The sequence below is a fragment of the Actinomycetospora sp. NBC_00405 genome (genome assembly GCF_036044095.1).
Lineage (GTDB): Bacteria > Actinomycetota > Actinomycetes > Mycobacteriales > Pseudonocardiaceae > Actinomycetospora > Actinomycetospora callitridis.
The window spans coordinates 3,556,808-3,576,001 of record NZ_CP107938.1 but is presented as its reverse complement, the minus strand read 5'-3'; the positions used below and the strand labels follow the sequence as shown (position 1 = coordinate 3,576,001).

Genomic DNA, 19,194 nt, shown 5'->3' with positions numbered 1-19,194 from the left:
CGCCCGGCGGACACTGTCCCGGCCGCCACCACTGGCGAGGAGGATCCGCCGTGCCGCACTACTGCTTCGTGCACCACGTGCGCCGCGACCGGCTCGACGAGTACCGCGCCCGCCACCGCGACGTCTGGCCGGAGATGCTGATCGCGCTGCGCGACGCCGGATGGCGTGACTACCGGCTCTACCTCGGCGAGGACGGGCTGCTGGTGGGCCACGTCGAGGCCGACGACCTCACCGAGGCCCGGGCGGCGATGGAGCGCACCGCGGTGAACGAGCGCTGGCAGGCGGAGATGGCGGAGTTCTTCGACGGCGCCCGCCCCGACACGGCGTTCAGGGTCCTCGAGCAGGTGTTCGGGCTCGAGGAGCAGCTGGAGCGGTCGACGTGAAGATCGCAATCCTTGCGACCTGCCTCGGGGACGCCCTGTTCCCCCGGGCGCCGCAGGCCACGGTCGAGCTGCTCGAACGCCTGGGACACGAGGTCGTCTTCCCCGCCGACCAGACCTGCTGCGGGCAGGCCCACGTCAACACCGGCTACCTCGACCTCGCGCTGCCGCTGGTGCGCCACCACGTCGAGGTCTTCTCGGGCGCTGCCGACGTGGTCGTGGCCCCGTCGGGTTCCTGCGTCGGGTGCGTCCGTCACCAGCACGCGATGGTCGCCCGCCGCGGGGGGGACGAGGAGCTGGCGCAGGCGGCCGAGGACCTCGCCCACCGGACCTACGAGCTCTCCGAGCTGCTCGTCGACGTCCTCGGGGTCACCGACGTCGGCGCCTACTACCCGCACCGCGTGACCTACCACCCGACGTGCCACTCGCTGCGCATGCTGCGCGTCGGCGACAAGCCGCTGCGCCTGCTCCGCGCGGTCCGCGGCCTGACGCTGACCGAGCTGCCCGACGCCGAGGTCTGCTGCGGGTTCGGCGGGACGTTCGCGGTCAAGAACGCGGAGACGTCGACGGCGATGCTCGCGGACAAGATGGCGAACGTCCTCTCCACCCACGCCGAGGCGTGCACCGCGGGCGACACCTCGTGCCTCATGCACATCGGCGGCGGGCTCTCGCGGCTGCGCTCGGGCGTGCGCACCGTGCACCTGGCCGAGATCCTGGCGTCCACCGCCGATCAGGAGGTCCCCGCGTGACCACCCATCTCGGCATGCCGACCGTCGCGTCGGACCCGTACGGCCACCTGCGCGGGAGCGAGTCGTTCCCCGCCGCGGCGCGCCGGTCCCTCGCCGACACCCAGCTGCGCCAGAACCTCGGCCACGCCACCCGCACGATCCGCGCCAAGCGCGCCGGGGTCGTTGCCGAGGTCGACGACTGGGAGGAGCTGCGCCGCGCCGGCGAGGGCATCAAGGCCGACGTCATGGCGCGTCTGCCGGATCTGCTCGTGCAGTTCGAGGAGGCGGTGACCGCCCGGGGCGGTGTCGTGCACTGGGCGCGCGACGCCGTGGAGGCCAACCGGATCGTCGTGGACCTGGTGCGGGGGACGGGCGTCGAGGAGGTCGTCAAGGTCAAGTCGATGGCCACGCAGGAGACGGGGCTCAACGAGGCCCTCGGCGAGGCGGGGATCGCGGCGCTCGAGACCGACCTGGCCGAGCTGATCGTCCAGCTCTCCGACGACCGGCCGTCGCACTTCCTCGTCCCGGCCATCCACCGCAACCGCTCGGAGATCCGCGACATCTTCCTGCGCGAGATGCCCGACGTGGACCCGGAGCTCACCGACGAGCCCCGGCTGCTGGCCATGGCGGCCCGTGCGCACCTGCGCCGGAAGTTCCTCTCCGCGCGGGTCGGCATCTCCGGGGCCAACTTCGCCGTCGCCGACACCGGGACGATCTCGGTGGTCGAGTCCGAGGGCAACGGGCGGATGTGCCTGACGCTGCCGGACACCCTGATCACGGTGATGGGCGTCGAGAAGATCGTCCCGACGTGGTCGGACCTGGAGGTGTTCCTGCAGCTGCTGCCGCGGTCGTCGACCGGGGAGCGGATGAACCCGTACACGTCGACCTGGACCGGGGTCACGCCCGGCGACGGCCCGCAGACCTTCCATGTCGTGCTGCTCGACAACGGCCGCTCGAACGTGCTCGCCTCGCCCGACGGCCGCCAGGCGCTGCACTGCATCCGCTGCTCGGCGTGCCTCAACGTCTGCCCGGTCTACGAGCGCACGGGCGGGCACGCCTACGGCTCGGTCTACCCGGGGCCGATCGGTGCCGTGCTGACCCCGCAGCTCACCGGCATCGACGGCGCCGACGACGTCAGCGCCTCGCTGCCCTACGCCTCGACGCTGTGCGGGGCGTGCTTCGACGCGTGCCCGGTGCGCATCGACATCCCGCACCTGCTCGTGCAGCAGCGCGCCGCCGCGGTCGACGCGCACACCCGCCCGACGACGCAGGATGTCGCGATGCGCGCCGCGGCCGCCGCGATGTCCTCGCCCGGACGGTTCTCGCTCGTCGAGCGCGCCCTGAAGCTGGGGCGGCTGATCGGGCGCTCGGGACGCATCCGCTCGGTGCCCGGGCCGGGCGCGGCGGCGTGGTTCGGCGCCCGGGACATGCCGGCCCCGCCTGCCGAGACGTTCCGGCAGTGGTGGGCGCGCACCCGGGGGTCGTCGTCGTGAGCGCGCGCGACGAGGTGCTCGCGCGGCTGCGGGCGGCCCGGGACGCCGGCGGCGCCACCGCCCCGGAGGTGCCGCGGGAGTACCGGCGGACGGGCACCGCGCCGCCCGGGTCGCCCGAGGTCGTCGACCGGCTCGCCGGGACCCTCACCGACTACAGGGCCACCGTGTACCGCGTCGCCGACGAGGACGACGTCTCGGCGGTGATCGCTGAGATCCTGGAGAGCGCCGGCGTCACGACGTTCGTCGCCCCGCCCGGCCTGCCGGCGCGCTGGCTCGGCGAGGTCACCGCCCGCGTGCGGCCCGACGAGCCGCCGCTGTCGGTGGCTAAGCTCGATGCGGTCGACGCGGTGGTCACCGGGGCCGCGGTCGCGATCGCCGACACCGGCACGTTCGTCCTCGACGCGCTCGCGCCGGACCAGGGGCGGCGGGCGATCACGCTCGTCCCCGACCACCACGTGTGCGTCGTCCGGGCCGCCGACGTCGTGTCCTCGGTGCCCGAGGGCGTCGCGCGCCTCGACCCCACCCACCCGCTGACGTTCGTCTCCGGGCCCTCGGCCACCAGCGACATCGAGCTCGACCGCGTCGAGGGCGTCCACGGCCCCCGCCGTCTCGACGTGGTCCTCGTCGGCCCCATGTGAGCGAAGTTCACGGCTATGGCCGGGAACTTCGCTCACGTACGGGGGGTGACCAGCTGCTCCCAGCAGATCGGGTCGGGCGTGCGGCCGCGGTGATCAGCGACCGCGCACCGGCCGCCCCCAGTCGGTGCCGTCGCGCAGGGTCCGCTTGAGCAGCTTGCCGCCGGGGTTGCGCGGCAGGGGGTCGGTGGTGACGACGACGAACTGGGGCACCTTGAAGTCGGCGAGCTGCGTATCCAGGTAGGCGAGGACGGCGTCGACGTCGACGCTCCCGCCCACCAGCACCGCGCCGACCTTCTCGCCCATGACGTCGTCCGGGACCCCGACGACGGCCGCGTCGGCCACCCCGGGTGCGCCGGCGAGGGCGTTCTCGACCTCGACCGAATAGACGTTCTCGCCGCCGCGGTTGATCACGTCCTTGGCGCGGTCGACCACCCGGACCAGCCCGTCGTCGACGCGGGCGAGGTCCCCGGTGTGCAGCCAGCCGTCGACGAACGTCCGGGCCGTCGCCTCCGGGGCCTCCCAGTACCCGTCGACCACGTTCGGGCCCCGGATCAGCAGCTCCCCGACGCCGGCGTCGTCGACGTCGGTCAGCGCGAGGTCGACCACCGGGGCGGCGAAGCCCACGGAGTCGGCGTGCTCCACGGCCCACTCGTGGGGCAGGAACGTGGAGATCGAGGAGGTCTCCGTCAGCCCGAACCCGTTGCCCAGCCGGGCCCGCGGGAGGCGCTCCTGGAGCCTGCGGACCAGGTCGGGCGCCATGGGCGCGCCGCCGTAGGTCGCGCGGCGGACACCGGAGAGGTCGACGTCGAGGTCGCCGCGGGCCAGCGTCAGCCCGTAGATCGCGGGGACGGAGACCAGCGTGTCGATGCGCTCCTCGACGATCGTGCGCACGAACGCGTCCGCCTGGAACGTCGGCAGCACCACCGTCGTCCCGCCCAGGCCGAGCTGGACGAGCAGCTGGGAGTTGCAGCCGGTGACGTGGAACAGCGGGACCGAGACGAGGTTGCGCAGCGTCGGGCCGTCGGCGCGGTCGATGCCGATCACGCGGATCGCGGTCTCGACGTTGGACAGGAAGTTGCCGTGAGTGGTGCGCGCGCCCTTGGGACGGCCGGTGGTGCCGCTGGTGTAGAAGATCGCCGCGAGGTCGCCGGGGACGAGGTCCTCGAGGGCCTCCGGGTTCCCCTCGGGCAGCGGCGACCCGGCCCGCAGCACCGCGGCGGCCCCGGAGTCGGTGAGGACGTGCTCGATCTCCGGCGCGGCGAAGCGGGTGTTCACCGGCACGGCGACGGCGCCGGCGAGCAGCGTGCCCAGGAAGCCGACCACCCAGTCCAGGCCCGCCGGCAGCAGCGAGGCCACCCGGTCGCCGCGGGTGATCCCGTCGGTGACCAGGCCGCCGGCGACCCGGGCCGCGCGGTCCCACAGCTCGGCGTACGTGACGCGCTCGCCGCCGACCTCGACCACCGCCTCGACGTCGGGGTGGCGCTCCACCGACGCCCGCACCATCGCCACCACCGACGGGGCGAGGTGGTCGTAGCGCGCGATGCCGTCGTCACCGCGGGTGATGCCCGTCGTGTCGAACGGCGCCGGGCCGCGGGGCAGGGGTTCGGGGGGCAGGGGTTCGGGGCTCACGAGAAGTACCGCCGCGGGTTCTCGACCAGCATCGTCGTGAGCTGCTCGTCGCTCACGCCCTGCTCGCGCAGCGCGGGGAGCACGTCGTGGTGGATGTGCTCGTAGTGCCAGTTCGGCGCGGCCTGCGCCAGCGCGGCCTGCGAGGCCTCGCCGGAGAAGAAGTCCATGTAGCAGGCGGCGTCGTGGGCGAGCACGATCCGGTCGGCGTACCCCTGGGCGCAGAGCGCCGCGATCGTCGCGACCCGCTGCTCGGTCGGGTTGAACAGATCCAGCCCGAACCGGTCGCAGCCGATCGTCGCGCCGCGGTCCATGATCTCGCGCAGGTAGTCGAGGTCGTTGGTGTCGCCCGCGTGCCCGACGACGACCTTGGTGAGGTCGACGCCGTTGCGCTCGTAGAGGTCGAGGGCGAGCCGCCCGGTCTGGTGCGCGCTGTTGGTGTGCACGGTGATCGGGACGCCGGTCTCGACGTGGGTGGCGGCGATGGCGTGCTGCACCCGCGTCTGGTCGGGTGTCAGGCCCCGCTCCTCGACGACGCCCTTGAGGAACGCCGCCTTGATCCCCGTCCCGGCGATGCCCTCGCGGATGTCCTTGACGAACATCTGCACCATCGGTTCGTCCCCGCCGAGCAGCGTGTCCGGGCCGCGGTAGTGCAGGAAGTGCGGGATCTCGTCGAACGTGTAGAGGCCGGTGGCGACGACGATGTGCAGGTCGACCTCGGCGTTGATCCGCGCGACGCGGGGGATGTAGCGGCCGAGCCCGACGACGGTGGGGTCGACGATCGTCGTGACGCCCAGGTCGCGCAGGCGGCGCAGCTTCTCGATCGCGTCGGCGACCCGGACCTCCTCGTCCCAGTACTCGTCGCCGTAGTTGGCCATGATGTCGGGCGTCAGCACGAACACGTGCTCGTGCATCAGCGTCGTGCCGAGGTCCCCGGTCTCCACCGGACCCCGCACCGTCTCCACCGTGGGCATGCCCGCACCTCCGCCGCGTCGTTGTGACCCGGACCACCCTCACCGAAAGGGTGCGCGGAGGCCAGTCCGGCCGTGCTCGCCGCGCAGGACCCCGGAGGTGCGGCCCGACCCGTCAGGCCGGGCGGTAGGCCAGCAGCCGGACGCCGAGGGCGCTCTCGGCCCGCCGGATCTCGGCGAGCTGCTCGTCGGTGAGCTCGGCGTAGGGGCTCTCGGCCTCGTACGCGACGAGCGGGGTGCCGATGCGCTCCTCGACGCGGCGCAGGTCGTCGAGGGCGGAGTCGTCGAGCGCCGCGGGGCGCAGGTCGGGACCGGAGGACGGGGCGGACACGGGACCTCCCGAGATGGGGCTGAACGGATGTGACCGGCACCACTGCCGGATGCGGCCGAGTATCCCGCGCCCGGAGGGACCAATCACCCCGTCCGGGCGGAAGTCGCCGAACGTGCCGTGCGTTGACGTGAGTGCGATGACGACATCCCTCCCGGCCGCGCCCACCACCCGTCTCTGGACCCCGCAGCGCGTCCTGGTCACCCGCTCCGCGCAGGAGCACCCGCACACCGCCGAGATCCTCCGACGGTGCGCGGCGGCCGGCGTCGACGACGTCGAGCTGCTGCGCGGCGACCGGATCACCGGCGTGCGCGGGGAGAGCGAGCGCGAGACCTACGCCCGCGCGAAGTCGACGCTGGCGGTGGTCACGAGCCCGGCGTCGGCGCGGAAGCTCGACCCGATCCCGCCGAGCGCCGACTGGCGGGTCGACCTCGCCCGCGGCTGCCCGGCCCACTGCCAGTACTGCTACCTCGCCGGCTCGCTGACCGGCCCGCCGATGACCCGCGTCTACGGCGACCTCGAAGAGATTCTCGCCGGTCTCGACGCCTACGTCGGTCACGGCACGATCACCTCGACCAACGTCGACCGCGCCGCGGAGGGGACCACCTTCGAGGCGTCCTGCTACACCGACCCGCTGGGCATCGAGCACGTCACCGGCAGCCTCTCGGCGGCGATCCGCCATGTCGGCACCCACGACTTCGGCGGCCCGGTGCAGCTGCGGGCGACGACGAAGTTCGCCGACGTCGCGGGGCTGCTCGACCTGCCGCACGGCGGTCGCACCCGCCTGCGGTTCTCGGTCGGCCCGGAGTCGGTGGTGGGCCGCTTCGAGGGCGGGACCGATCCCGTCGGGAAGCGCATCGACGCGCTCGCGACGCTCGCCCGCGCCGGCTGGCCGGTGGGTCTGACGATCGCGCCGATCATGCCCGTCGGTGATTGGCGGGCGGCGTACTCCGACCTGCTCGCCCGGGTCGCGGCGGCGCTCGAGGGGGTCGACGACCTCGACCTCACCGCCGAGTGCATCACCCACCGGTTCACGCCGGGGAGCAAGGAGACCCTCGAGACCTGGTACCCGCGCACCCGTCTCGAGATGGACCCCGAGCAGCGGCGCACCAAGCGCGGGAAGTTCGGTGCGGTCAAGCACGTCTACCCCGACGACGTGATGGCGGACCTGCGCGCCCACGTGACCTCCGAGCTCGCGGAGCGCCTGCCCGCGGCGCGGGTCCTGTACTGGACCTAGGGGCCGTCGAGCAGGGGATCGTTACCTGTCTGTGATCTCCTGGGGCCGGTCGGAGGGCCTGTGACCGGCCGTCGTTGTCGGGGGTCGGGGCTAGCGTTCTTCTCGTGAGCATCGACCACGATGTCCGGGTCGGCCTGGTGGCCGGGCTGGACGCTCTCGCGCCCGGCGCGGAGCTGGCCGCTGCTCTGGAGCGCCTGTCCCCGGCCGCGTTGGCCGGTGAGGATCTGGCCGCCTACGTGCGGGGCCGGTGGCGGTTGCAGAACCGGGCGACCGCCGAGCTGCTCGAGGGGCTGCACCACCTGGGGCGCGCCCAGGCCGGTCGCACCGAGCGCCTGGCGTCGTGCGACGAGTTCTCCGGCGACGAGGTCTCGGCGCAGCTGGGCTGGTCGCGCACCATGTCCTCGCGCAAGCTCGACCTGGCCGACGATCTGCAGGAGCGGCTGCCCGAGGTCGGCGACGCGCTGTACGCCGGGTGGCTCGACGAACCCAAGGCCCGCACGATCTGCGACCAGACCCGCGACCTCGCCGACGACCACGCCCACCAGGTGTGCCGGATCGTGCTGCCCGAGGCGCCGGAGCTGCCGGTCGGGGCGTTGATCGAGCGGATCGAGCAGGTCGCGACGGCGCTGGACCCGGAGTGGGCCCAGCGGCGCCGCCAGCGCGCCGAGGCCCGGGCGCGGGTGATCCTCTCGCCGACCCCGTCGGGTACCGCGAACCTGTCGTTCTGCGACGCGCCCGCCCCCGATGGCATCGCTTCCCGGGCCCGCATCGACGCGCTCGCCGCGGCCGTGCGCCACCTCGGGGTCCTGATCCCGATCGGGGTGCTGCGGTTGCAGGTCGGGCTGCGGCTGCTCGATGGCTCCACCGCCGGGATGGACGACCGCACCGTCGCGCTGCTGCTCGCCGCCGAGTACCACGCGCACAACACCCCCGACGACCCCGACGACACACCCGATGACACCGATGACACCGATGACGACGGCGGTCCCGACATCGGCCCGGACGACGGTGGACTAGACGACGGCGGTCCGGACGATGGCGGCCCCGAAGACGACGGCCCCGATGACGACGGCCTCGACGACGACGGCCCCGACGACAACGACGCCCTCTCGACCGTGCCCGCGCCGCGGTCACCGTCGGAGCAGGGCGTCCTCGATCTCCCCGACCTGCCTGACGTGCCCGAGCCCGCGGTGCCGCTCGACCCGCCCGACACCGGGCCCGGCCGGATCCGGGAGGGTGTCGTCGAGGTGCGGCTGCGGCTGACCACCGCCCTCGGGCTCGACCAGCACCCCGGCAGCGTCCCCGGCTACGGGGCCGTCCTCGCCGGTGACGCCCGCACGCTCGCCCTGCGACACCGTGACGGCGAGTGGCGTGTCGTGCTGACCGACGACCAGGGCCAACTCCAGCACGTCCTGCTCGCCCGGCGCCGACCTCCCGGCCCCCGCGGCCGGCATCGGGTGCGGGGACGCAGGGCATCGATCGTCGAGCTCCAGGTCCCGACGACGGTGCTCGCCGCCCTCGACCCGGACGACCACCCCGACTGGGCGCCACTCCTCCGAGAACTGCAGCAACGGCTCGCCGAGCTCGGGCGCCCCGGCGCACCACCCGACCAGGACGCTGGACCCGAGGACCGGGCACGACGGCGGCCCGGCGCCGAGCTCGACCGCTGGATCCGGGTCCGCGACCGGTACTGCGTTGCGCCCTGGTGCCGGCGCCCCGCCCACAAGGCCGACCTCGACCACACCCTCGCCCACGCCTGGGGCGGGCCCACCTCGTCCTGGAACCTCGGCGCCTGGTGCACCCACGACCACCGCGCCAAGCACCACGCCCCATGGACGGTCCGCCAACCCAGCCCCGGGCGGTTCGTCATCCGCACCCGCGCCGGCATCACCTACACCAGCCACCCGAAACGGATCACCGAGCCACTCCCCGTCCCGAAGCTGGCCGCCCACTCGCGACCGCTGCCCGACGACGGCTGGTCCGACGACCGCACCGACACCCACGACGACATCGACCCTGACTGGTTCCAGAAGCTCACCCAGAAGACCCGTCCGGCGGCGACCATCCCGACCCGGACCTCCTACGACGGCGAGCCACCGTTCTAATGGGGCCCGCCGGGGCTGGTTCTGCCAGGCTTGGCTGCGGTAGCGGCCGGTGGGTCAGCACTCCGCTGTTCCGGGCGATGGTCAGCTCTAGCCTCAGATCGTGCGCCCGCCGGTCGTGAGCAGGCCGTGGATCGCTGATGGGATGACGTGCCCCGGGCAGTGCTCGGTGAGCACTTGACCATTAGGTCGCGGCTGGTCTGCTCCGCGCTGCCGGACGGGAAGGTTCGACTGGCGCGCTCGGAGGTCGCGACGTGGTGCTGTTCGTGGGTGATGACTGGGCCGAGGACCACCACGACGTGGAGATCCTCGACGACGCGGGGCGCCGGTTGGCGAAGGCTCGGCTGCCTGAGGGCATGGCGGGCATGTCGCGGTTGCACGAGCTGCTGGCCGAGCACCTCAGCGAGGAGGTGATCGACCCGGAGACCGGGATGCTCGCCGAGGGCGAGGTGATCGTGGGGATCGAGACCGACCGGGGCCCGTGGGTGGCCGCGCTGGTCGCGGCCGGGTATCAGGTGTTTGCGATCAATCCGATGTCAGCAGCCCGGTACCGGCAGCGGCACTCGACGTCGGGGGCGAAGTCCGATTCGGGTGATGCCCATGTGCTGGGCGAGATCGTGCGCCTGGACCGGGCCCATCACCGCCCGGTGGCCGGCGACAGCGACGCTGTGGAGGGCCTGAAGCTGGTCGCGCGGTCGCACCAGTCGCTGATCTGGGAGCGGACCCGGCATCTGCAGCGGCTGCGTCAGGCGCTGCGGGAGTACTTCCCCGCCGCCCTCGAGGCCCTCACGGCGGCGAAGCTGGAGCTCGCTGACCCCGACGCGCTCGAACTCCTCGAGCGCGCCGGCGACCCGGACCGGGCTGCGCGGCTGTCGCGCTCGAAGATCGCCGCGGTCCTCCAGCGGGCCCGGCGCCGTGAGGTCGAGGCCAAGACCGAGGCGATCCAGGCGGTGTTGCGGGCGCCGGCGCTGCGCCAGGCGGCGGCGATCGAGGCGGCCTACGCCACCATCGCCGCCTCGCAGGTGCGGCTGATCGTGGGGCTCAACGCCCAGATCCCGGCGTTGGAGGAGGTGGTGGCGCAGGGTTTTGGCCGGCACCCGGACGCTGAGATCTACCTCAGCCAGCCGGGTCTGGGGACCGTGCTGGGCGCCCGCGTGCTCGCCGAGTTCGGCGACGACCCGCACCGGTACCACGATCACAAGGCCCGACGGAACTACGCCGGGACCTCCCCGATCACCCGCGCTTCGGGGCGCAAGACCGTCGTGCTCGCCCGCTACGCCCGCAACCGCCGCCTCGGCGACGCCACACATCAGTGGGCGTTCTGCGCCCTGACCGCATCACCCGGCGCCCGGGCCTACTACGACCAGCTCCGCACCCGCGGCACCAGCCACCACGCCGCGCTACGACAACTCGGCAACCGCCTCGTCGGCATTCTGCACGGCTGCCTCAAGACCCCAACCCCCTACAACGAGACCACCGCCTGGGCCCACCGCACCCTCGCGGCAGCTTGACCTCACAGCCCATGGGATCTCTGAGGGCCGAGCGCCTACAGCAGCAGCGCCAACTGGCGCGACTGCGCGACGAGCCGTCCCGCGGAGTCCCACACCTCCACGTCCTCCTCGTGCAGGCCGTGGGAGAGGTGGTTCGTCACCGTGCGGCACCGCAGCGGCCCGGGCGCCGGGTGCTCGCGCAGGTGCACCGTGAGCTGGGTGGTGCTCGAGCCGCGGCCGAGCTCGAGCACCACCGGCGCCGCCCCGTCGACGACGAAGGCGAGGTCGAGCAGCGTCGCGTCCGACCCGTCGGCCAGGGCGAACCAGAACTCCGCGCGAGGACCGCCCGACGGCTCGCCGCGGGTCCAGCCCGGCATCTCCGTCACCCCGTAGCGCATCCGCCGGCCGACCGCCGCGACCGTCGGGGGCGCGTCGGCGCCGCCGAACGTGGTGCACGCGTCGAACGGCGGGAGCTCGGGGGCCGCGGTCAGGTCGTGCGGCTCGGCCGGGCTCGCGGCGAGGTCCGCGAACGTCGCCTCCAGGCGCAGGACGTCGCGCTCCCGGCCGTCCGGGCCGGGTTGCACGATCCGCGACGTGCCCGTGGCCAGACGGCGCCCGGCCCGCACCACCTCGGTGAGCACCCGCGCCGGCCCGGGCATCGCCGGGCGCAGGTACGACGCCGAGGCCACGACGGGGTCGGGCAGCGGGACCTCGCCCGCGAGCGCCCGCAGCGCGACGCTGAGCTGGTACCCGCCGTTGAGGCGTCCGTCGTCGAGACCCCAGCGGTCGGACAGGACGATCTCGTGCACCCCGTCGGCCACCCGCTCGGACGCGCTGTCGAGTGCGAGCTCACTGATCACGTCGCTGAGTAGACCACCAGGTCCGCAACGCCGCGGCCTCGTCGTCGTCGAGGTCGACGTCCAGGGAGGCCAGGGTGTCGACGACGTCCGTCACCTCCTGCTCCTCGACGCGACCGTCGGCGTACTCCGTGGTCAGGGTGGTGCGCACGAGCCGGCGGCTCACGCCGTCGGCCAGCCGCATCACGACCAGCTGGCCCGTGAACGGCGACGAGGGGTGGGTCGACGTGAAGTGATGCGCGACCTCGTCGTCGACCGGCTCGGACGGCTCCGGGTCCAGGCGGTACGCCCGCTCCTCGCCGTCGCGCGTGGCCCGCACGAGCGTCCACTCCCGGCCCTCGCGCTCGAGCCGGTGCGGCCAGCCGGCCTGGTCGACGACGACCCCGTCGCACAGCGGCATCGGCACCAGCATGCTCGCCCCGAAACCGACGTCGACGAGCTGCTCGTCCACCACCAGGGCCCGGTGCGTGCGCGGGCCGCCGCGGTCGGCCTGGACGCGCGCCATGACGGGCCGCACCTCGTAGCCGAGGTGCCCCAGCACGGCGGCCATCAGGCGGGCGTGCTCGTAGCAGTAGCCGCCGCGGCGTCGGCGGACGAGCTTGTCGACGACGACGTCGAGCCCGATCCCGCGGTGACGGCCGAGGACGACGTCGACGTTCTCGAAGGGGATCGCGGCGACGTGCGCCCGGGTGAGCTCGGCCGGCGCCGGTCGCTCGCCGGACAGGCCGACCCGATCGAGGTACTCGGCGACGACGGAGGCCGGCAGTCCGGTGTCAACGGCGGTGCTCATGCCCTCCACGGTGGGACCTCGAGTCCCGTGGAGGTCAAGCGTCGTGTCCCGCCTCCGTGCCCCGGCGTCCGCGGGGGAGGGCACGCACAAGCGGCAGGACGCGGTGGGCCACCCGCTCGGTGAGGGCGATCTCCGTGCGGGTGCGCTCCACCCCCGGGGTGCCGATGATCCCCTGGACCACCTGCTCCAGGTGCGCGTTGGTCCGGGCGACCACCCGGGCCCAGAGGTCGCCGTCGCCGGTGATGCTGTGCACCTCGACGACCTCGGCGACGGCCTCCAGACGCGTGGCGACGTCGTCCAGGCGGCCCTGGGTGATGTGCAGGGTGACGAACGCGTGCACGTCGAAGCCCAGCGCCTCCGGGTTGACGTGCGGGGCGAACCCGACGATGACCCCGCGCTCCTGGAGCCGCAGGAAGCGCGCCTGGGCGGTGCCGCGGGCGATGCCGAGCGCCCGCGCGTGCTCGCGGAGGCCGGCCCGCGGGCGTTCGAGCAGCGCGAGCAGCAGGGCGCGGTCGAGGTCGTCGAGGTCCACGTGTCGTCCATTGGCCGAAGGGGATCAATCAGGAGCCCGTTGGACTGGACCGTTGGCCCAGTCGATCTGCATGACACTAGACCACTGGAGAGTAACTCCCTACCTTTCGTGCCACCGCGAGAAGCGTGGCCGGACGCCGGGGACCACCCGCCCGGACGTCCGCCCGCCGAGGAGGTGCCCCATGACCGTCGACGTCCGCCCACCCGCGTTCGACGTCCCCCACGGCGACGACCGGGGTGACGGCCCACAGCGCCCCCGGACGCTGCGCGACCGCTACGCCCTGACCACCGGCCGCGTGCACCTCACCGGCGTCCAGGCCCTCGTGCGCCTGCCCCTCGACCAGCACCGCGCCGACCGTGCCGCGGGCCTGCGCACCGGGGGCTACGTCTCGGGCTACGAGGGCTCGCCGCTGGCCGGCTACGACCTCGAGCTCGCCCGCCACCGCGACCTGCTCGGCGAGCACGACGTCGTCTTCGCGCCCGGTCTCAACGAGGAGCTCGCCCTCACCGCGGTGGAGGGCACCCAGCTCGCCGCGGCCACCGGCTCGCTCACCCGCGACGGGGTCGTCGGCTACTGGTACGGCAAGGCACCCGGCCTCGACCGCGCCACCGACGCCCTGCGCCACGCCAACCTCACCGGCACCCACCCGCGCGGCGGCGCCGTCGCGTTCGTCGGCGACGACCCCGCGGCGAAGTCGTCGAGCGTGCCCTGCGCCTCCGAGGCCGCGCTGGCCGACATGGCCGTCCCGGTGCTCTACCCCGCCGACTCGCAGGACGTCCTCGACCTCGGCCGTCACGCCGTCGCGCTCTCCCGGGCGAGCGGGCTGTGGACCGCGCTGAAGATGGTCACCGCCGTCGCCGACGGCTCCGGCACCGTCGACGTCGACCCGGACCGCGTGCGCATCGTCGCCCCGGACGTGACGATCGACGGTCGCGAGTACGTGCACACGCCGTCGGCGACGCTCCTGCAGCCGCACCTCGGGCCCATCGAGCGCGACCTCTACCGCGCCCGGCTCGAGATCGCCCGCCGCTACGCCGCCGCCAACGGCCTCGACCGCATCGTCGGCCGCGGGCCGGCGCGGATCGGCGTCGTCGCCGCCGGCAAGAGCTGGCTCGACCTCCGCCAGGCCCTCGACACCCTCGGGCTGGACGACGCCGAGCTCGCCCGGCGCGGCGTGCGGCTGCTGCGCGTCGGCATGCCCTGGCCGCTCGAGCCCGGGATCGTCGACCGCTTCGCCGACGGCCTCGACGAGATCGTCGTCGTCGAGGAGAAGCGGGCGTTCCTCGAGACCCAGATCAAGGAGCGGCTCTACGGCCGCGCCGGGGCGCCCGCCGTGCACGGCAAGCGGGGGCCGGACGGCACGACGCTCTTCGCCGAGCACGGCGACCTCGACCCCGACGTCGTCGCGCGCCGGCTCGGCGGACGCCTGCTCGAACACGGGTCGTTCCCGTCCGTGGTCGCCTGGCGCGACGCGAAGGCCCGCCGCAGCCGCATCGAGCTGTCGCTGACGCCCGTCGAGGGCGGGCACCGCACGCCGTTCTACTGCTCGGGCTGCCCGCACAACACCTCGACCACCGCGATCCCCGAGGGCTCCCTCGTCGGCGCCGGCATCGGCTGCCACACGATGGTGCTGCTGATGCCCGAGGAGCAGGTCGGCGAGGTCACGGGCCTGAGCCAGATGGGCGGCGAGGGCGCGCACTGGCTGGGGATGGAGCCGTTCGTCGACGCTGATCACTTCGTGCAGAACATGGGCGACGGGACGTTCCACCACTCCGGCTCGCTGGCCGTGCGCGCCGCCGTCGCGGCCGGGTCGCACCTGACCTTCCGCCTGCTCCACAACGGCGCCGCGGCGATGACCGGCGGGCAGGACGCCGTCGGCGCGCTGTCGATGCCGGCGCTCACGAAGAGCCTGCAGGCCGAGGGCGTCGCGCGGATCATCGTCACCACCGAGGACCGCTCGCGGTACAAGGGCGTCCGCCTCGCCAAGGGCGTCGACGTCTGGGACCGGTCGCGCTACGAGGAGGCCCAGCGGGTCCTTGCGGACACCCCGGGCGTCACCGTCCTCATCCACGACCAGGAGTGCGCGGCCCAGAAGCGCCGCAAGCGCAAGCGCGGCACGATCGCCGATCCGAGCACCCGCGTGATGATCAACGAGCGCGTCTGCGAGGGCTGCGGCGACTGCGGGCAGACGTCGAACTGCCTGTCGGTCACGCCGGTCGACACCGAGTTCGGCCGCAAGACCCGCATCCACCAGGCGTCGTGCAACAAGGACTACTCCTGCCTCGACGGCGACTGCCCGGCGTTCCTGACCGTCGAGCCGGGCACCGCGGATTCGGCCGAAGGTGCCCTTCGCGCGGCTAGAGCGCGTGACGGTGCCCTTCGCGCAGAACCGCTCGGCCCGGACGCGTTCGCGACGCCGCCCGCGCTGGTCGACCCCGACGCCTTCACCGTGCGGCTCGCGGGGATCGGCGGCACCGGGGTGACGACGGTGTCCCAGGTGCTCGCCACCGCCGGGCTCGTGGCCGGGCGCCACGTGCGCGGCCTCGACCAGACCGGCCTCGCGCAGAAGGGCGGCGCGGTCGTCTCCGACGTCAAGATCAGCCGGGCGTCGCTCGAGGCGGCGGGCCGTGCGGCCGAGGGGGAGTGCGACCTCTACCTCGGCGCCGACCTGCTGGTCGCCGCGGAGCCCTCGAACCTCGCCACCACCTCGTCGTGGCGCACGGTCGCCGCGATCTCGTCGGCGAAGGTGCCGACGGGCGCGATGGTCGTCGACCCGACGGTCTCGTTCCCGGACGCCGACGCGGTGCTGGCGCGGATCACCGAGCGGACCCGGAAGGACGCCGGGGTGGTCGTCGACGCCCGCGCGCTGAGCGAGGCGCTGTTCGGTGACGACCAGTTCGCGCTCACGCTGCTGCTCGGCGCGGCCTTCCAGGCCGGCGCGCTGCCGCTGCCCGCTTCGGCGGTCGAGGAGGCGTTCACGCTCAACGGCGCGGCGGTGGAGAAGAACCTGCAGGCGTTCCGGCGGGGCCGCCAGGCCGTCGCGGACCCGACGGCGTTCGCGGCCGTCGTCGCCGCGACGACGGGTACCGGCCCCGACACCGGGGTCCCGGGGCTGGACGCGCGCGGCGCCGCGGAGGCGGCCGAGATCGTCGCGTCGATCGGTGCGCCGGCGGGCAGCGAGCTGGCGCGCCTGGTCGGTGTCCGGGTGCCCGAGCTCGTCGCGTACCAGGACGCGGACTACGCGCGGCAGTACGCGTCGGTGGTCGCGGGCACGGTGGACGCCGACCCGCGCCTCGCCGAGGCCATCGCCACCGGGCTGTTCAAGCTCATGGCGTACAAGGACGAGTACGAGGTCGCGCGGCTCTCGCTCGACCCGGCGCTCGACGCCTCGGTGCGCGCGCAGTTCGGCGACGGCGCCCGGTACGCGTGGAAGCTCCACCCGCCGGTGCTCCGGGCGGTCGGGATGCAGCGCAAGATCACGCTGGGTCGCTGGTTCCGGCCCGGCTACCGCACCCTGCGGGCGATGCGCCGCCTGCGCGGCACGCGGCTCGACCCGTTCGGCGTCGCCGAGGTCCGTCGCGTCGAGCGGGAGCTGGTGGCGGAGTACCGCGCGCTGATCCCGACGCTGCTGACCCTCGACGACACGGACCGCGCCGTCGAGACCGCCGGCCTGCCGGACATGGTGCGGGGCTACGAGCAGATCAAGCTCGACAACGTCGCCCGCTACCGCGCCCGGATGGCCGAGCTGCTGCCTAGCTGACGGCTGCCTAGCTGACGGAGTAGGTGATCGCGGGCTCCACGGCCACCGGGGTCGCGAGGCTGTTCGCGATGTAGCACTCGCCGTGGGCGAGGTGCACGAGCCGTTCCACGCGGGGGACGCTCGGGCCCGGCGCCACGGTGATCTGGGGGCGCAGCACGATCCCGGCGATCCGCGCCGGACCCTCGTCGTGCGACATCACCGCCTCGGCGTCGTCGCGGTAGTCGGTGACGTCGACCCGCGCCCGGGCGGCGATCGCCAGGAACGACAGCAGCTGGCACGACGACGCCGCGGCCAGCACCAGCTGCTCGGGGTCGAGCCGGGACGCATCGCCGCCGAGCGACGGGTCGTTGGAGAGCTCGAGCGCGGTGGCGGCCGGCGGCGCCTCCACGCGGTGGGCGCGGTCGTAGGCGTCGTACCCGGCCCCGGTCGAGCCCGACCAGGTGCACGTCGCGCGGTAGCGGTGGGTGCCGTCGGGCGCCTCGGTGAACGCCATCAGGGAAGCTCGTAGTCGAGGGTCAGCAGCTCGTGGGCCACCACGCCGGTGGCGCTCAGACCGGTGAGGTCGCCGGCGCCGGACCCGGCGACGACGAACGCCCACTGGCGCATCTCCTGCCCGTCACCGCCGGCGGCGCCGTGCTGGAGCACGAAGCTCCCGGTCCGGCCGTCGAGCTCGCCGACGACGCGCTCCTGCGCGAGGTACGCCGCCCCGCCCTCGCCCTGGGTCGTGAGGATCTCGCCCACCGCCGTGCCCTGCAGGGCGCCGGAGTAGGTCTTCCGGATCAGCGCCCGACCCGTGGCCGGCCCCCGGCCCTCCGGCTCGGCCAGGGCGTCACCCTCCGCCGTCTCCCAGAGGTCGATGCTGAACGCGCTCTCGAGATGGGTCACGCGATCATCCTGCCGGGTGAAGGCTGACACCTCCCGTCAGGGTTGGGTCAGCTCGTCGGCGATTGCCCGCAGCCGCGCCCGCGCCTGCGGGTCCTGCGCCTGCGGATCGGGCCGGGCCTCGCGCACACCGTTGAAGTACCGCCCGGTGACGCCGGCGAGCTCCGGGTCCACCGCCAGCCGCGCCGTCGCCGCCACGCCCTCGGCGATCGTGCTGATCGGCGACGGCACGATCTTCGTCGGCATGTACGTCGCGGGGTGCAGCGCCGTCGCCGTGACGACGCCCGGGTCGAGCTCGTCGGCGAGGTCGTAGGCGTCGAGGATCTGCGCGAGCTTGCTCTGGCAGTAGGCCCGCCAGCCCGAGTAGCCGCGCTCGAGCATGACGTCGTCGAAGTCGATCGCCGCCTGCCCGGCCGACGACACCATGACGATCCGCGCCGGGCCGCGCTCGGTGCCCGCCGCCTGCAGGGACGGGAGCAGCCGGCGGGTCAGCAGGTGCCCCGCGAGGAAGTTGACCGCGAACCGGAGCTCGTACCCGTCGACACTCTCCTGGCGCTCGCCTCCCCCGGGGACGTCGGCCCCGATGCCGGCGTTGTTGACCAGCACGTCCAGCGCCGGGTGGTCGGCGGCGACGCGGTCGGCGAGCTCGCGGACCTGGGCCAGATCGGCGAGGTCGGCGCGGTACGAGGCGACCTCGACACCGGTCGCCGCGCGGATGTCGTCGACGGTCGCGGCCAGCCGCTCGGGGTCGCGGCCGTGGACGAGCACCTCGTCGCCGCGCCCCACGAGGTCGTGGGCGAGGGCGCGACCGAGGCCGTCGGTGGCGCCGGTGATCAGCACGGTGGGGCCGGAAGGGGAGGCCATGTCAGTCCGACGTGTAGGAGTAGCCGCCGGGCAGGTCGACGGTCTTCTTCTTCGTGCGGCTGTTCCAGCTGACGCCGAAGAGCTTGACCGTCCAGGAGACGGTCTTCCCGTTGCCCGCGGAGCGCGAGACGTTGCGCCACACCGGCAGCGGGCCCAGCTTGCGACGACCGCGGTAGTTCAGTCCCATGGTCGTCCTGTGCCCACTGCCGGCGCCGGCGTCACATCGAGATCACCTAGGGACGGTCGGTCCGCTGGCTCGGGTAGCGCGTCGCGGATTGCGGCCCGTAGTACTGCGGCTCCGGGAACGGGGTGGTACGGCCCGGGACGCTGGTCTGCTTGCGGATCTGGCGCATCGCCGAGTCGATGTGCTTGCGGTAGCGCCCTCCGGTCTTGCCGTCGACGAACGCCGCAGCCTGGTCCGCGTAGCGGTTGACCTTCTCGGGGTTCTGCCGCGCGTAGCGCCGCGCGGCGGCGATGGCCGCGCCGGCGGCCGCGACCCTGCGCATCAGGGACATC

The 19,194-nt window shown here is 73.8% G+C and carries 19 protein-coding genes; 8 read left to right on the top strand and 11 right to left on the bottom strand.

The window, feature by feature from the left end; translation table 11 throughout:
* Positions 1 to 50 precede the first annotated feature (50 nt).
* Genes OG774_RS17635 through OG774_RS17620 form a run of 4 tightly spaced genes read left to right on the top strand, consistent with a single transcriptional unit; the run spans position 51 to position 3,239 of the window.
* Positions 51 to 383: an L-rhamnose mutarotase gene (locus tag OG774_RS17635; protein ID WP_328302767.1), complete on the top strand. Its 333-nt coding sequence runs from the start codon at positions 51 to 53 to the stop codon at positions 381 to 383.
* Entirely contained in the window at positions 380 to 1,129 is a 750-nt protein-coding gene (locus OG774_RS17630; protein WP_328302765.1) for a (Fe-S)-binding protein, read from the top strand. The genes OG774_RS17635 and OG774_RS17630 overlap by 4 nt, the downstream gene beginning before the upstream one ends.
* A 14-nt stretch (positions 1,130 to 1,143) precedes the next feature.
* Positions 1,144 to 2,601 (top strand): LutB/LldF family L-lactate oxidation iron-sulfur protein, encoded by a 1,458-nt coding sequence (locus OG774_RS17625; protein ID WP_328311005.1) that lies wholly within the window; start codon positions 1,144 to 1,146, stop codon positions 2,599 to 2,601.
* Complete coding sequence (locus tag OG774_RS17620; protein WP_328302763.1) at positions 2,598 to 3,239, top strand: LutC/YkgG family protein; 642 nt, start codon at positions 2,598 to 2,600, stop codon at positions 3,237 to 3,239. Before OG774_RS17625 ends, OG774_RS17620 begins: the two co-directional genes overlap by 4 nt.
* A 93-nt stretch (positions 3,240 to 3,332) precedes the next feature.
* Here the strand turns inward: OG774_RS17620 and OG774_RS17615 are convergent, their stop codons facing one another.
* From OG774_RS17615 to OG774_RS17605, 3 genes are all read right to left on the bottom strand, one after another.
* Positions 3,333 to 4,868: a class I adenylate-forming enzyme family protein gene (locus OG774_RS17615; protein ID WP_328302761.1), complete on the bottom strand. Its 1,536-nt coding sequence runs from the start codon at positions 4,866 to 4,868 to the stop codon at positions 3,333 to 3,335.
* On the bottom strand, positions 4,865 to 5,839 hold the full coding sequence (locus OG774_RS17610) for a phosphotriesterase family protein (RefSeq protein WP_328302759.1): 975 nt from the start codon (positions 5,837 to 5,839) through the stop codon (positions 4,865 to 4,867). Before OG774_RS17610 ends, OG774_RS17615 begins: the two co-directional genes overlap by 4 nt.
* A gap of 112 nt (positions 5,840 to 5,951) precedes the next feature.
* Entirely contained in the window at positions 5,952 to 6,167 is a 216-nt protein-coding gene (locus tag OG774_RS17605; protein ID WP_328302757.1) for a hypothetical protein, read from the bottom strand.
* A gap of 136 nt (positions 6,168 to 6,303) precedes the next feature.
* Here OG774_RS17605 and OG774_RS17600 point away from each other — a divergent pair, with 136 nt between their 5' ends.
* The 3 genes from OG774_RS17600 (at position 6,304) to OG774_RS17590 (ending at position 11,014) form a co-directional block, all read left to right on the top strand.
* Positions 6,304 to 7,401 carry an SPL family radical SAM protein gene (locus tag OG774_RS17600; RefSeq protein ID WP_328302755.1) on the top strand — a complete coding sequence of 366 codons (1,098 nt, stop codon included), beginning with the start codon at positions 6,304 to 6,306 and terminating at the stop codon, positions 7,399 to 7,401.
* Between the two features lie 104 nt (positions 7,402 to 7,505).
* Complete coding sequence (locus tag OG774_RS17595; RefSeq protein WP_328302753.1) at positions 7,506 to 9,506, top strand: HNH endonuclease signature motif containing protein; 2,001 nt, start codon at positions 7,506 to 7,508, stop codon at positions 9,504 to 9,506.
* Between the two features lie 254 nt (positions 9,507 to 9,760).
* The gene (locus tag OG774_RS17590) at positions 9,761 to 11,014 is read left to right on the top strand and encodes an IS110 family transposase (RefSeq protein ID WP_328311003.1); all 1,254 of its coding nucleotides are present in this window, start codon (positions 9,761 to 9,763) and stop codon (positions 11,012 to 11,014) included.
* 35 nt (positions 11,015 to 11,049) lie between these two features.
* Here OG774_RS17590 and OG774_RS17585 read toward each other — a convergent pair whose 3' ends face one another.
* Genes OG774_RS17585 through OG774_RS17575 form a run of 3 tightly spaced genes read right to left on the bottom strand, consistent with a single transcriptional unit; the run spans position 11,050 to position 13,172 of the window.
* A complete protein-coding gene (locus tag OG774_RS17585) occupies positions 11,050 to 11,853 on the bottom strand; it encodes a thioesterase family protein (protein WP_328302751.1) in 804 nt (267 codons plus the stop codon).
* Positions 11,843 to 12,640, bottom strand: a complete 798-nt coding sequence (locus OG774_RS17580) for an arylamine N-acetyltransferase family protein (RefSeq protein WP_328302749.1) — start codon at positions 12,638 to 12,640, stop codon at positions 11,843 to 11,845. The genes OG774_RS17585 and OG774_RS17580 overlap by 11 nt, the downstream gene beginning before the upstream one ends.
* 34 nt (positions 12,641 to 12,674) lie before the next feature.
* On the bottom strand, positions 12,675 to 13,172 hold the full coding sequence (locus OG774_RS17575; RefSeq protein WP_328302747.1) for an Lrp/AsnC family transcriptional regulator: 498 nt from the start codon (positions 13,170 to 13,172) through the stop codon (positions 12,675 to 12,677).
* A 181-nt stretch (positions 13,173 to 13,353) separates the two neighbouring features.
* On the opposite strand from OG774_RS17575, the gene OG774_RS17570 reads away from it, so the two are divergent.
* Entirely contained in the window at positions 13,354 to 16,932 is a 3,579-nt protein-coding gene (locus OG774_RS17570; protein WP_328302745.1) for an indolepyruvate ferredoxin oxidoreductase family protein, read from the top strand.
* 7 nt (positions 16,933 to 16,939) lie between these two features.
* Here OG774_RS17570 and OG774_RS17565 read toward each other — a convergent pair whose 3' ends face one another.
* From OG774_RS17565 to OG774_RS17545, 5 genes are read right to left on the bottom strand one after another with little or no spacing between them, the layout of a single operon-like run.
* Positions 16,940 to 17,425, bottom strand: a complete 486-nt coding sequence (locus OG774_RS17565; protein WP_328302743.1) for an OsmC family protein — start codon at positions 17,423 to 17,425, stop codon at positions 16,940 to 16,942.
* Positions 17,425 to 17,817 (bottom strand): DUF3224 domain-containing protein, encoded by a 393-nt coding sequence (locus tag OG774_RS17560; protein ID WP_328302741.1) that lies wholly within the window; start codon positions 17,815 to 17,817, stop codon positions 17,425 to 17,427. Before OG774_RS17560 ends, OG774_RS17565 begins: the two co-directional genes overlap by 1 nt.
* Positions 17,818 to 17,853: 36 nt before the next feature.
* Positions 17,854 to 18,678 (bottom strand): SDR family NAD(P)-dependent oxidoreductase, encoded by an 825-nt coding sequence (locus OG774_RS17555; protein ID WP_328302739.1) that lies wholly within the window; start codon positions 18,676 to 18,678, stop codon positions 17,854 to 17,856.
* 1 nt (position 18,679) lies between these two features.
* Entirely contained in the window at positions 18,680 to 18,865 is a 186-nt protein-coding gene (locus OG774_RS17550) for a hypothetical protein (protein WP_328302737.1), read from the bottom strand.
* 46 nt (positions 18,866 to 18,911) lie between these two features.
* Positions 18,912 to 19,184 carry an antitoxin gene (locus tag OG774_RS17545; protein WP_328302735.1) on the bottom strand — a complete coding sequence of 91 codons (273 nt, stop codon included), beginning with the start codon at positions 19,182 to 19,184 and terminating at the stop codon, positions 18,912 to 18,914.
* Positions 19,185 to 19,194 lie beyond the last annotated feature (10 nt).